The 14,186-nt window shown below is 35.0% G+C and carries 13 protein-coding genes; 1 reads left to right on the top strand and 12 read right to left on the bottom strand.

Features of this window, described 5'->3' with window-relative positions:
• Positions 1-8 precede the first annotated feature (8 nt).
• Positions 9-398 carry a bacillithiol system redox-active protein YtxJ gene (ytxJ, locus tag QLS31_RS03235; RefSeq protein WP_121342333.1) on the top strand — a complete coding sequence of 130 codons (390 nt, stop codon included), beginning with the start codon at positions 9-11 and terminating at the stop codon, positions 396-398.
• Positions 399-484: 86 nt separating this feature from the next.
• Here the strand turns inward: ytxJ and argH are convergent, their stop codons facing one another.
• The 12 genes from argH to fahA form a co-directional block, all read right to left on the bottom strand.
• Positions 485-1,765, bottom strand: a complete 1,281-nt coding sequence (gene argH, locus QLS31_RS03240; protein WP_282742563.1) for an argininosuccinate lyase — start codon at positions 1,763-1,765, stop codon at positions 485-487.
• Between the two features lie 59 nt (positions 1,766-1,824).
• Entirely contained in the window at positions 1,825-2,901 is a 1,077-nt protein-coding gene (locus tag QLS31_RS03245; RefSeq protein ID WP_282742565.1) for a M20 family metallo-hydrolase, read from the bottom strand.
• A complete protein-coding gene (gene argB, locus QLS31_RS03250) occupies positions 2,898-3,683 on the bottom strand; it encodes an acetylglutamate kinase (protein ID WP_282742567.1) in 786 nt (261 codons plus the stop codon). Before argB ends, QLS31_RS03245 begins: the two co-directional genes overlap by 4 nt.
• On the bottom strand, positions 3,673-4,620 hold the full coding sequence (locus QLS31_RS03255) for an N-acetylornithine carbamoyltransferase (protein ID WP_282742569.1): 948 nt from the start codon (positions 4,618-4,620) through the stop codon (positions 3,673-3,675). The genes argB and QLS31_RS03255 overlap by 11 nt, the downstream gene beginning before the upstream one ends.
• A 69-nt stretch (positions 4,621-4,689) precedes the next feature.
• Entirely contained in the window at positions 4,690-5,451 is a 762-nt protein-coding gene (gene proB, locus QLS31_RS03260; RefSeq protein WP_099715138.1) for a glutamate 5-kinase, read from the bottom strand.
• Between the two features lie 135 nt (positions 5,452-5,586).
• A complete protein-coding gene (locus QLS31_RS03265; protein WP_282742571.1) occupies positions 5,587-6,783 on the bottom strand; it encodes a glutamate-5-semialdehyde dehydrogenase in 1,197 nt (398 codons plus the stop codon).
• 235 nt (positions 6,784-7,018) lie between these two features.
• Complete coding sequence (locus QLS31_RS03270; protein ID WP_282742573.1) at positions 7,019-8,155, bottom strand: aminotransferase class III-fold pyridoxal phosphate-dependent enzyme; 1,137 nt, start codon at positions 8,153-8,155, stop codon at positions 7,019-7,021.
• Positions 8,156-8,230: 75 nt separating this feature from the next.
• Positions 8,231-9,208, bottom strand: coding sequence for an N-acetyl-gamma-glutamyl-phosphate reductase (gene argC, locus QLS31_RS03275; RefSeq protein ID WP_282742575.1), 978 nt, complete (start codon positions 9,206-9,208; stop codon positions 8,231-8,233).
• Entirely contained in the window at positions 9,201-10,394 is a 1,194-nt protein-coding gene (locus tag QLS31_RS03280) for an argininosuccinate synthase domain-containing protein (RefSeq protein WP_282742576.1), read from the bottom strand. Before QLS31_RS03280 ends, argC begins: the two co-directional genes overlap by 8 nt.
• A 4-nt stretch (positions 10,395-10,398) precedes the next feature.
• The gene (locus QLS31_RS03285) at positions 10,399-11,016 is read right to left on the bottom strand and encodes a GNAT family N-acetyltransferase (protein WP_099715142.1); all 618 of its coding nucleotides are present in this window, start codon (positions 11,014-11,016) and stop codon (positions 10,399-10,401) included.
• A 470-nt stretch (positions 11,017-11,486) separates the two neighbouring features.
• Positions 11,487-12,671, bottom strand: a complete 1,185-nt coding sequence (locus tag QLS31_RS03290; RefSeq protein ID WP_282742578.1) for a hypothetical protein — start codon at positions 12,669-12,671, stop codon at positions 11,487-11,489.
• A gap of 156 nt (positions 12,672-12,827) precedes the next feature.
• The gene (fahA, locus tag QLS31_RS03295; protein ID WP_282742580.1) at positions 12,828-14,111 is read right to left on the bottom strand and encodes a fumarylacetoacetase; all 1,284 of its coding nucleotides are present in this window, start codon (positions 14,109-14,111) and stop codon (positions 12,828-12,830) included.
• Positions 14,112-14,186 lie beyond the last annotated feature (75 nt).

Raw genomic sequence — 14,186 nt, forward strand, 5'->3', positions numbered from 1 at the left:
AGACAATTATGAGTTTTTTTAAAAATATGTTCAATAGTTCAGACGACAAGGATTTAAATGAAAATAAAATCAATTGGAATGAACTAACCGATTTAGGGCAACTGAATGAAATTATTGCTATTTCGAATGAAAAACCAGTAGCGATTTTTAAACACAGTACACGATGCAGTGTAAGTAGGATGGCACTGAAACAGTTTGAAAATGAGTTTAATAGCTCAGATAAAGTTACGCCTTATTTTTTAGATTTAATAGCATATAGAGCTATTTCTAATGCCATTGCGGATCAATTTGGAGTAACGCATCAATCCCCGCAATTGATTTTAATTAAAGAAGGAAAAGCCATTTATAATGTTTCGCACAGTGATATTGATGCGGAAGAATTAAGTAGAAAGGTTTAAGAACCAACAGTTTAAATTTGGAATATAAAAAAAATCCATCAGTCGCGGCTGATGGATTTTTTTGTAACAATTATTTTGGTCTTGAATTAATAAGAATCGTCCATTTTCTTTTTTATGGCATCCAAACAAAGGTTGTTGATACTTCCTTCATGCGTATGCTTGGTTTCTTTTGGAGATTGAAAAGTGCCATTTTCTAATTGCTCAGCAACGGCTTTATAGGCATCTCTAAAAGGCATTCCTGCAACCACCATTTCGTTTAAGGAATCTACCGTAAACAAATAGTCGTATTTTTTATCGTCTAAGATATGTTCTTTTACCTTAATGTCCTTGATAGCAAAAATTGCGATATCCAAACAGGCTTTCAGATTTTGAATCGCTGGAAACAATCCTTCTTTCAATAATTGCAAATCCCTGTGATAGCCACTTGGAAGATTATTTGTGATTAAAGTGATTTCGTATGGTAACGCTTGAATTTTGTTGCATTTTCCACGAATCAATTCAAAAACATCTGGGTTTTTCTTGTGTGGCATGATGCTCGAACCGGTTGTAAGATGCGAAGGTAAAGTGATAAAATCAAAATTCTGACTCATATACAAGCAAACATCCATCGAGAACTTCGCTAAAGTTGCTGCTACGCTACTCATAGCAAAAGCCACTGTTTTCTCTGATTTTCCACGGCTCATTTGAGCGGCTACAGAATTGAATTTTAAAGTTTCAAAACCCAATTCCTGTGTGGTGAATGTTCTGTTGATAGGAAACGAGCTTCCGTAACCTGCGGCTGAACCTAATGGGTTTTGGTCCACAATTTTTAAAGCGGCATTCAACATCGTAATATCATCAATCAAAGTTTCAGCGTAAGCGGAAAACCACATTCCAAAAGAAGACGGCATAGCAATTTGAAGGTGTGTGTATCCTGGCAATAACACATTTTGATGTTTTTCAGCTGATTCCATCAGTAAATCAAAAAGGCTTTTTACTTGCTCTTTCAACTCTTTAACGACATCTTTCAAGTATAAATTAACATCTACCAGAACTTGGTCATTACGGGAACGAGCCGTGTGAATTTTTTTTCCGGCATCACCCAATTTTACTGTTAGTAAATATTCGATTTTGGAATGCACGTCTTCAAAGCTGTCTTCGATTTCGAATTTTCCGTTTGCAACGTCTTTTATTATTTCTTCCAAAGCCAAAACCAAAGAAACGGTTTCGGAGTCTGTTAAAAGCCCGATTTGTCCCAGCATTTTTGCATGTGCAATAGAACCTAAAGCATCATATTTTGCTAGAACTAAATCCAGTTCTCTGTCGTTTCCAACGGTGAAATGTTCGATTTGCTTATCGGTTGGTATTCCTTTTTCCCAAAGTTTCATAATTAGATTTTTAGATTTTTAGACAGTTAGATTTTTAGACTTCTAAGGAGTCTAAAAATCTAAGAAGTCTGAATAAAGAAGTCTGAAAGTATTTTGATATACAATTGAATTCCTTCTTCTATTTCGTTTATAAATATAAATTCGTCTGCCGAGTGTGACCGCAGGGTTTCTCCAGGTCCTAATTTCAAGGATTGACAACTCAAAACCGATTGATCCGAAAGGGTAGGCGAGCCATACGTGGTTCTTCCCAGCGCAATTCCGGCTTGTACTAATCCGTGTGCAACAGGAATTGATGACGCATTCAAATGCATCGATCTCGGATTTATTTCAGCAGTCAAATGCTTTCTCACGGTATCTAAAATTTCTTGATTGCTGTAACAATCATTCACTCGGATATCGACAACCAAATGACATTCCGCAGGAACTACATTGTGTTGTTTTCCAGCAGATATTTGCGTTACGGTCATTTTTACGGGACCTAAAACCTCCGATATTTTTTCGAATTGATAGCTGTTAAACCATTCCATAACGGGAATCGCATTGTAAATAGGATTATCCGGATTGTTGTGTGCAGCGTGACTGGCTGTACCTTTTACGATTACATCTAGAACCAATAACCCTTTTTCAGCTACTGCTAATTGCATCAAAGTGGGTTCTCCCACAATCGCACATTCCAGTTCTGGTAAATGTTTTAAAACGCTGTTTAATCCATTTTTTCCGCTGCTTTCTTCTTCTGCTGAAGCGACCATCACAATATTGTAAGGCAGATTTTCATTCGAATAAAAATGTACAAAAGTGGCTAAAAGTGAAACCAAACAACCTCCCGCATCATTGCTTCCCAATCCAAATAATTTACCGTCTTTTACGATGGCTTCAAATGGATTGTTGGTATAGCCTTGGTTTGGTTTTACGGTATCGTGGTGTGAATTTAGTAAAAGGGTAGGTTTGGTAGTGTCAAAATGTTTATTGAAAGCCCAAACATTATTATTCTCTCTTTCGAAAGGGATATTATTTTGTGTAAACCAATTTTCGATTAAAAGTGCTGTTTGGTCTTCTTCACTTGAAAATGAAGGCGTTTCAATCAGCGATTTTAATAGCGCAATGGCTTCTTGTGTAAGGATTTCTATACTCTTCATAGTGTAATTGTGGTGTACAATGCGGTCTTGTCTTGCAACATGCGGTGATGACCAATTTTTATTTTTTGAACTCCTTTGGACAAACTGTTGAAACAGTTGTCTAATTTTGGAATCATACCTGAATGTATGGCTTTTTCGGCTTTTAATTTGGAATATAATTCTTGATTGATGTTCTCAATTACGGAAGAATCGTCTTCGGCATCATATAAAACGCCTGGTTTTTCGAAGCAATAATTCAAAGTAACATCAAAAACTTCCGATAAAGCAATCGCCAATTCACTGGCAATCGTATCTGCATTCGTGTTTAATAATTGCCCTTTTCCATCGTGTGTTATTGCGCAAAATACAGGAACTATACCATTTGAAAGCAATGTTTCCAATAAGTTTGTGTTCACTTTTTTTACATCGCCCACAAAACCATAATTGATGGTTGGGTGGTTTCTTTTGTCCGATTGAATTAAATTCCCATCAGCACCAGAAAAACCCATTGCATTGGTTGAATTTGCTTGCAATTGAGCAACAATACTTTTGTTAATTTGACCAGCATAAATCATCACAACTACATCAAGCATAGCGGCATCGGTGATGCGTCTTCCATCAATCATTTGAGGAACTAAACCAATACTTTCGGCCATTTTGGTAGCTGATTTTCCACCACCATGAACGAGCACTTTATACCCTTCAATTTTAGAAAAATCAGCTAAAAATTGTGCTAATTCCGTTGGATTATCAATAATATTTCCTCCAATTTTTATTAGCGTTACCGGTTTTTTATTTTCCATTTTCCAATATTTTTTGCAACACTAATTGTGCGGCATAGGTTCTATTGTTGGCTTGTTCGATAACAATTGAATTTTCGCTGTCGATCACTTCGTCAGTAACAATTACGTTACGTCTTACCGGCAAACAGTGCATGAATTTAGCATTGTTGGTCAGTTTCATTTTATCGGCAGTTACAGTCCAATTTGGATCAGAATTTGTAATCTGACCATACTCGTTATAATTGCTCCAGTTTTTGGCATAGATAAAATCGGCATTTTCAAAAGCTTTGTCTTGGTCGTATTCAATCTTGGAATCTTTCGTGATTTCAGGATTCAATTCGTAGCCTTTGGGGTGTGTAATTACAAAGTCTGCATCTTGTAACTGCATCATTTGCACGAAAGAATTGGCAACTGCTTGAGGTAACGCTTTAGGGTGTGGCGCCCAAGTCAAAACTACTTTTGGTTTATGTTCTGTTTTATATTCTGCCATAGTTATCGCATCTGCAAGCGATTGTAGCGGATGCCCTGTAGCGCTTTCCATATTGACAACAGGTACAGTGGCATATTTTAGGAAACCTGAAAGTACGATTTCGGCATTGTCTTTTTCTTTGTCTGCTAATCCGGCAAAAGCTCTGATAGCAACAATATCACAATATTGAGAAACTACCGCAGCAGCTTCTTTAATGTGTTCTGAAGCACCGGAGTTCATGATGGCTCCATCTTCAAATTCTAATGTCCAACCTTCGCTGGTAAAATTCATTACCATGACGTTCATTCCCAAATTCAAAGCGGCTTTTTGTGTACTTAAACGCGTTCTTAAACTGGAATTAAAAAACAACATTCCTAAGGTTTTGTTTTTACCTAGTTTTTTGTTTTTAAGAGGTTTTTTCTTGATTTTTAATGCTTGTTTCACCCATTTATCAAGTGAATCTATGTTTTGTATGGAGATATAGTTCATTGTCTTATTTGTTTAATCGGTTATTTGTTTAATTGATTAACCGAATTAGCGATTAACCGTATCAACATTTTATAGAATTTTAGTAAAAGGTATTTCGTTTTTTAAAGCTTTCAAAATAAAATTGTCTTCTAGTCCATTGACAATCCAGGTTTCGATAGTGGCGTCTTTGGCAATTGCCGAAGCTTCTATTTTAGATTGCATTCCGCCGGTTCCGTGCGAGGATTTAGAATCACCAATCTCTTTTTCCAATACTTTCAAATCGGTTACTAGAGAAATCGTTTCAGGAACGGCATCATTAATGGATGCTTTGGTGTAAATCCCGTTCGTATTGGTGGCGATAATCAGAATGTCAACATTTAATAGAACGGCCGTTAAAGCGGCTAATTTATCATTATCGCCAAACCGAATCTCATCCGTAGCCACCGTATCATTTTCATTGATAATAGGAATGTAATTATTTTTGACCAACACATTGATGGTGTTCACGATATTTACTTTGGATTGTTCTTTTTCGAAATCAGAATACGAAAGCAAACACTGCGAAATCAGTAATCCTAAATCGCTGAAGTTTTCATGATAAATCCTCATTAAATGGGGCTGACCAATAGAAGCCAATGCTTGTTTCACAAAAACATCTTTGTCTTGATTTTCCAGTTTTACAAATTGTTTGGCTGCGGCAATCGCACCTGAACTTACAATGATGAACTCATAATCGTCTTGTAAAGCGGCTATTTGCATCCCAATATCTTCAATCTTTCCTCTCGAAATGTGATTGGTTTCTTTGGTTAATGTATTGCTTCCTAACTTTAATAAAATTCTTTTTTTAGCCATTTTTTTAACCGCAAAGTGCGCAAAGTTAATTTTCAAACGTAACAGTGTTAAACGCTAAGTTCGCAAAGTGTTGTGTTAATATTCTGAATTCTTCTTTTTTTAATCTTCAATCAAAAATCGTTAATCAAAAATCCTTTACCTGATTTGTCCATTTCCGTAAATATACCACTTATTAGTAACTAAATGTTGCAAACCAATTGGTCCACGTTGGTGTAATTTGTCTGTGCTTATCGCCAATTCTCCTCCTAAACCAAATTGTCCTCCATCGGTGAATCGGGTAGAGGCGTTTTGATAAACAGCTGCCGTGTCCACGTTTTCCATGAATTCCTGAGCAATTGCATCATTCTTTGTGATTATCGAAGCCGAATGTCCGCCACAATATTTATTTATTTTGTCAATCGCTTCTTGATCTGAATTTGTTATTCCGATAACAATTTTGTAATCTAAAAACTCTTCGTACCAAATTAAATCAGATTCAATCTGAGGAACATTTGTTGCTCTGGAAATGCTTTCATCTCCTAAAACGGTTACGTTTCTTTGTTGTAATTCTTGAACTATATTGGTAGCAAAAGCTTCCCAATTTTCAAGATTTGTATCAATTAAAACTTTATCTAAAGCATTGCAAACAGATATATTTGAGGTTTTTCCGTTAATAATAATGTCAAGCGCTTTTTTTAAATCGGCTTCCTTATTTACATACACAAAATTATTTCCTCGACCACTTATAATTACTGGGCAAGTGGCGTGTTTTTTTACAAAAGCAATCAATTTCTCACCACCACGAGGAACAATTAAATCCACTTTTTGTGTTGGTTTCTCCAAAAATTCCTGAGTTTCTTCCCGATTGTAATTCAAGTACTCCACCCATTCTGTAGCAACATTGTTTTCTTTTAAGGCTTGATGCCACAATTTCACAATTTTTAAGTTGGATAGCAAAGATTCTTTTCCACCTTTCAATAGAATTTTATTTCCGGATTTAAAAGCGATTCCGCCAGCTTCAACAGTAACATCAGGTCTGGATTCATAAATAATCATTATAGTTCCAAAAGCCGCTGTTTTATTGATGATTTTCATTCCGTTTTCATGGTCGAAATTAAAACGTTCCACACCAATAGGATCTTCTTGACTTGCTAATTGTTGCATGGATAAAATCATGCCGTCAATTTTGGCGTCATCAACCAATAAACGTTTTTCCATGGCCAAATCATCCCCAGAATAATTATTTAAATCTTGTTGATTTATAGTCTTAAGATTGGCTCTTTCTTGTTCAAGAAGTTCGGCCATACGGCTTAAAACTGAATTTCGTTTTTCTATTGGTAATAAAGTGTTCATTTTTCTTTTACGATTTTAATAAAAAATATTATTCCTGTGAGAATCAATGCAAGACCTAAATAAAAGCAAATTGTACTAATGGGGTGTCCTAGTTTAGTTGTAAAACCAAAACCACCCATGAGCCATCCAATTATTATTGTTAATAAAGAAAGTAACAATTTAATATTATTTTTCATTTTGTACTTATTGTAAAATTAATTTGCACGCTCCTCAAAGTCTGATTTTGCTGAGCATATTATTTCAATTCAGCCAATGTTTCTTTTAAAGCTATAATAAAGGTATCGATTGCTTCCTTATTGATTGTCAATGGTGGAAGAATTCTTAATAAGTTTTTATTATTTGCATTTCCGGTAAAAATATGTTTGTCAATAATCATTTTTTTACGAAGTGTACTTACGTCAAAATCAAATTCTACACCTAGCATTAATCCTCTTCCTTTTACTTGGATCACTTCAGGAACTTGTTTGATTGCTTCTAAAAAATAGGCATAAACCTCATTTACGTTACCCATTAATTTTTGGCTTTCAATCACATCCAAAACTGCTATTCCAGCAGCACAAGCCAAATGGTTTCCACCAAAAGTAGTTCCCAATAATCCGTAACTTGCTGTGAATTTTGGAGAAATCAAGATTCCGCCAATAGGAAACCCGTTACCCATTCCTTTCGCCAGACAAATAATATCTGCTTTGATGTTATGGTGTTGGTGTGCAAAAAACTTTCCGCTTCTTCCGTATCCTGATTGCACTTCATCCAAAATCAAAACGACATCGTAAGCCTCACATAGTTTTTCTAATGCCTGAAAAAATTCAGTTGTACCTTGGTCTAAACCGCCAACTCCTTGAATTCCTTCGATAATAACAGAAGAAACATCTCCTTTTTTTAATTCGTTTTCTACCAACTCGATATTATTCAATGGTAAAAAAGTAACGATTTGTTGTGCATTGATTGGCGCAACAATTTTTTTGTTATCTGTAACCGCAACTGCCGCCGAAGTTCTTCCGTGAAAGGAATTATCAAAAGCAATTACACGAGATTTATTGTTGTGAAAAGAGGCTAATTTCAAGGCATTTTCATTGGCTTCTGCTCCAGAACTGCATAAGAATAAAGTATAGTCTTCCAATCCGGATAGTTTCCCTAATTTTTCTGCTAATTCTACTTGTAATGGATTCTGAATCGCATTCGAATAAAAACCAATATTATCCAATTGATTTTTTAGTTTGGCTACATAATCCGGTTGGGTGTGTCCAATGGAAATTACTCCATGACCACCATATAAATCTAAATATTCTACTCCTTTTTCATCTGTAATAGTACAATCCAGTGCTTTTACAGGAGTGATGTTGTATAATGGGTAAACGTCAAATAAGTTCATTTTTTTAAAGTTTAATCGGTTAATGGGTTGTTTGTTTAATCGATTAACCGAATTAACGATTAACCAAATAAAGATCTAAAACCCGCTTGGTTTCAAATGTAATCCTGTGGTTTCATCCAATCCAAACATCAAATTCATGTTTTGTATGGCTTGTCCTGAGGCTCCTTTTGTTAAATTATCAATTACTGAAGTAATCAATAGCCGGTTTCCTTTTTTCATTAAACTGATGATGCATTTATTCGTTTGAACCACTTGTTTCATGTTGATTCCGGTGGTCGTAACCGTTACGAAAGGCTGGTCTTTGTAAAAAGCCTCATATTTAGCTACTACATCTTCCAAGTTTTCTTCGATTGTTGTGTATAATGTAGCGAAAATCCCTCTAGCAAAATCACCTCTGTTGGGTACAAAAATCAATTCGTTTGCATAATCCGCTTGCAATTGGTTGACACTTTGGTTTATTTCGCCCAAATGTTGGTGTTCAAAAGCTTTGTAATGCGACATATTGTTCGATCTCCAGCTAAAATGAGTCGTCTCCGAAGGTGTAACTCCAGCTCCTGTGCTTCCTGTTGTGGCATTGATATGAACGTCAGTAGTAAGCATTTCGTTTTTGGCCAATGGCAATAATGCTAATTGAATCGCTGTCGCAAAACAACCAGGATTAGCGATAAATTGTGCGTTTTTGATAACCGCTTTATTCAATTCAGGCAAGCCGTAAACGAAAGTTTTATTGTCAAACTCTTTGTCTTTTGTCAATCTGAAATCATTTCCTAAATCGATTATTTTGGTATGACTCGCAAATTGATTTTGCTCTAAAAACGATTTTGATTTACCATGACCTAAACACAAGAAAACAACATTCACATTTGGATTTACAGTATCGGTAAAATTCATTTCGATATCGCCCATCAAATCATGATGCGCCACTGAAAGTGGTTTTCCAGCGTTTGTCGTACTGTAAACAAAATCAAGTGTAGCATTGGGATGAAACATCAATATTCTGATGAGTTCCCCCGCAGTGTAACCCGAACCGCCAATTATTCCAATATTAATCATGTGTCAGTTTATTTACAGATGAAAATATGTTTTGGGCATTCCCCAGAATTTTGATAAATCCTTTAGCATCGTCAGATGTCCAAGCGTTGTTCATTTCTCCATATTGTCCAAAACCGGTATTCATTAAATCATTTTCAGATTCAATTCCGTCCAATGTAAAGTGATATGGTTTTAGAGAAATGATAACGGTTCCGTTTACAGTTGTTTGAGTGTCTTCTAGGAAAGCCTCGATGTTTCTCATTACAGGGTCTAAGAATTGTCCTTCATGAAACAACATTCCGTACCAGTTCCCCAGTTGTTCTTTCCAGTATTGTTGCCATTTACCCAGCGTGTGTTTCTCTAATAAATGGTGCGCTTTGATGATGATTAAAGGTGCGGCGGCTTCAAAACCTACTCTTCCTTTAATTCCGATGATGGTATCGCCCACATGAATATCTCTACCAATTGCATACGCGCTGGCTAATTTTTCAAGTGCAACGATATTTTTTGTTGGTGTGTCCAAAGTTCCGTTGATGCCTACTAATTGTCCTTTTTCAAATTGTAGTGTCACTTTCTCTTCTCCAGTTTTTTGCAATTGAGAAGGATATGCTTCACTTGGTAAAGTTTGATTTGATGTCAATGTTTCTTTACCACCTACGCTTGTTCCCCACAATCCTTTATTAATGGAATATTGTGCTTTTTCCCAAGAATAATGAACTCCATTTTTAGATAAATAATCAACTTCTTCTTGTCTTGATAATTTTAAATCTCTGATAGGAGTGATGATTTCAATTTCGGGAGCAATGGTTTGGAAAATTAAATCAAAACGAATTTGGTCATTTCCTGCACCAGTACTCCCGTGGGCGATTGCTTCAGCGCCAACAGATTTTGCATATTTAATCGCTTCGATAGCTTGAAAAACACGTTCTGCACTTACGGATAATGGATACGTATTGTTTTTTAATACATTTCCATAAATCAAATATTTAATGGCTTTATCATAATATTTATCTACAATGGTAAGATTTGCATGTTGCGCACTTCCTAATTCGTAGGCTCTTTCTTCAATAGCGGCTAGTTCAGCTTCGTCAAATCCTCCTGTATTTATAAGAACGGTATGAACTTCATATCCTTTTTCGGTTTTTAAATATTTCAGGCAATATGAGGTATCTAATCCTCCACTATAAGCTAATACAACTTTTTTCATGATATTATTTTTTTAAGAACAAGGCTTCTTTAATTGATTTTAATCTGTTTAATACTCTGACATTAAATGGGTGTTTAGGCGGATCTTTAGGCTTTTCTTTTGGGTCATAAAGCATTCCGGTACACAAACACATTTTATTGTCTTTGCTTTTTAGGATTTCATAATTGGTGCACGTTTGGCACCCTTTCCAAAAACTTGGATCGCTGGTCAATTCTGAAAAAGGAACAGGTTTGTACCCCAAATCGGAATTTATTTTCATTACCGCTAAACCAGTAGTGATTCCAAAAACCTTAGCGTCTGGATATTTCTCTAATGAATAGTCAAAAACAAATGATTTGATTTTTTTTGCTAAACCTAAATTTCTGTAATCAGGATGTACAATCAATCCGGAATGTGCTACAAATTTTCCGTGTTGCCAACTTTCGATATAGCAAAAACCGGCAAATTTCCCATTATCTAATGCGATAACGGCATCTTTACTTTCCATCTTTTTTTGGATGTATTCAGGAGTTCTTTTTGCAATCCCAGTACCTCTCAATAAGGCGGACGATTCAATAGTATCGCATATTTCTTGCGAATACTTATAATGTTCTTCCTGAGTTACAATGATAGAAATTTTCATTTCAAGCGATTATTTTGAGTTAAAAAACGATTTGTGTATTTGTTTTTGAAATGCATTTTCGCCAAATTCAAATATAATACTAAAACAGTCGATTGTTGTGCAATAAATTGAACTACAATACGATAGTGATAAATAAGTATTGATTTTTGGATATATTAATCCAATGGAAAATAGCGGTAATTTCAAAACGGAAAAAATGAAAAATGAATAAAGATACGAAACAGCTTTTGGGTACTATAGGGATAGTATCCGTACTTCGGGAGAAGTAGTAGGTCTGTTTGTCCGTGACAAAGAAGTTATATGTAAACTTGTTTTATTCATTGATGCAAAAGTACACATATTTTTAAAATACAACACTAATTTTGTGTTTTGTAACAAAATTTTAATGTATTGTTGATTTTTTAAATTGAAAAACCCCTTGATAGGCTTAATTATCAAGGAGTTTTATGTAATGGTATAAATTTAAAATATTAGTTTCTAAACCTGTTTCTGCTGATTACATCTTTTATTTTGGCTTTTAAATCTTCTCCGGTATCATAAACCATTTGTTCATTGCTAGGAAAAGCTACCGCTCTTTTGTCAAAATAAGAGTAATAATTATCGTCAGAAGCGCGTCGATCTCCTTTATATGTTGCATAAATATTTTCGAAAATAAACTCACTGGCTATTGGGAAAGATTGTAATAATTGATTGCTTTTAAAGTTGATGTAATCTACTTTGGCAGTAATTTGACAGGATTTAAACTGTCTGAATTCATAAATGCGTACAGTTGCATTTCTCATATTATCCACCATCACCACTTTGCCTTTTTCGTCCAAAACTTCTTTTCCGTTGGCGTCAATCAGTTTTTTTACACCATCTTTTATGATGCGGTCTTTTACAAACTCTCTTTCTTTTATTTGCTCAGGCGAAATATAAATATGTCTAAAGTTAATTACCATTCCGTAATCATAATCAATTCCTTTTTGTTTGTTGCTGTGGTAGACAGTCCATTTGTCGTTCAATCCATAGGTGCTAAAATCCAATAAGTCATTTTGAAGACGAACCGGGATAATCATATTCGTTTCGTTTTTGGTGTAAACCGAAACATAATCAGAACCTTTAAATTTAGCTTCATCCATGAGTTGTAAAACGTTTTTATAATTTGGAGTTATTTGGTTTAAATATTCCATATCATCATAGGCTTTTCGGTAATTCATTTTGTCTGAAGTTCCCATTAATTTTTTTGCATTAGCATACAAATACGCTGATAAGGCATTTTTGCTGTCAATGATTTGGTCGTTATAATTATCAAATGGAAAAATTGCATTTCGTCCTTCTTTAAGTAGTTTCAAAGGAAGTAACGGTTTGATTTTTTCCTGACGGGAATTCAATTGTAAATACGTGTTGTACATTTTTTCCAATTGAGCAGGATTAGCATCTTTTGCTAACAAATTTATAGAATTTAAATCGCGTTCTTTTGCTTTGGCGAAAGCCTCTTCCAGCAAGTAAACATAATCTTGTTTGCCTTTTTTATCTTTATTGGTTCGCAAATTTGAAACGGCATTATCAATTGCTTGATCGTAATTTCCAGAGCTTAATAAATTTTGGGTTTGTTTCACGCCACAAGAGGAAACAAGGAGAAACAGGGATAATAAAAGAGTAATTTTTTTCATAAGCTTACAGTTAAGTAAATGATTTTTCGAAATTGTTTCTACTGTTTTTTAAGCAGTTATACGGGTTTTGAATTTTAAAATCCAAAAATAATGCCATAAAAAAACCTAACAAAAATAGAATAAATGTTAGGTTTTAAAAAGTGTATTTCTAATTTTTTATTGTCTCACAAAAGGAGGCAGTAATTTGCTGGAAACTTCACCAAAACCAATTCGGACCTGACCATTTTGGCAAAAACCTTTCATGATTACGGTGTCATTGTCATTGATAAATTTACGCTCTGTTCCGTCGCCCATTTTTATTGGATTTTTTCCGCCCCAAGTTAATTCTAACATGGAACCAAAGCTATCTTCAGTTGGACCGGAAATAGTTCCTGATCCCATCATATCACCAGAATTTACACGACATCCATTAGAAGTATGATGTGCTAATTGTTGGCACATTGACCAGTATAAATATTTAAAATTAGAGTGCGAAACTATTGTTGGTTTTGCATTTTCAGGCTGAATTGCCACCTCTAAATTGATGTCAAAAGAATGTTTTCCTTTTTGTTGCAAATAAGGAAGCGGAGTAGGTTCTTGTTTTGGTCCTTTGGTTCTAAAAGGTTCCAAAGCATCCATAGTAACTATCCAAGGCGAAATTGAAGTTGCAAAGTTTTTTGCCAAGAATGGTCCTAATGGTACATATTCCCATTTTTGAATGTCGCGGGCACTCCAGTCATTCAATAAAACCATCCCGAAAATATAATCTTCAGCTTCAGTTACAGCAATGTTTTCTCCCATTATATTTACATCCGTAGTAATAAAAGCAGTTTCAAGTTCAAAATCGACTGAACGTGAAGGTCCAAAAACTGGCGTGGTTTCTCCGTTTGGTAACGTTTGTCCCATTGGTCTGTGAACCGGAATTCCTGATGGAACGATGGTAGAACTTCTGCCGTGATACCCCACAGGGATATGAAGCCAGTTTGGTAACAATGCATTTTCAGGGTCACGGAACATTTTTCCTACATTAGTTGCGTGCTCTTTACTGGAATAGAAGTCAGTGTAATCACCAATGAGTACCGGTAATTGCATTTCAACATCTTCCATTTTGAAAATTATAATATCTCTGTCTTTAATATTATCTTGTAGTTTCGAATTTGTCACATCAAAAAGTTCAGCAATTCGGTTTCGAACCAAACGCCATGTTTTTTGACCGTCAGAAATAAAATCATTCAAAGTATCCTGCATGAACATGTCATCGGTCAGTTCAATGCCTTCAAAATAATTTAATTGTTGTAAAGCTCCCAAATCGATTGCAAAATCACCAATTCTTGTTCCTACGGTTACAATGTTTTCTTTGGTAAGAAAAACTCCAAAAGGAATATTTTGAATAGGGAAATCACTGTTGACAGGTACTTCAAGCCATGATTTTCTATTGGTATCGTTAGCTGTTATTGGCATATTTTGTTAATTATTTTGTTAAAAAATTACTCATCAAATATATTATAATCTAACTATTAACCAAACGTTTTTTTG

It is taken from the genome of Flavobacterium sp. XS2P24 (assembly GCF_030010285.1).
GTDB classification, from domain to species: domain Bacteria; phylum Bacteroidota; class Bacteroidia; order Flavobacteriales; family Flavobacteriaceae; genus Flavobacterium; species Flavobacterium algoritolerans.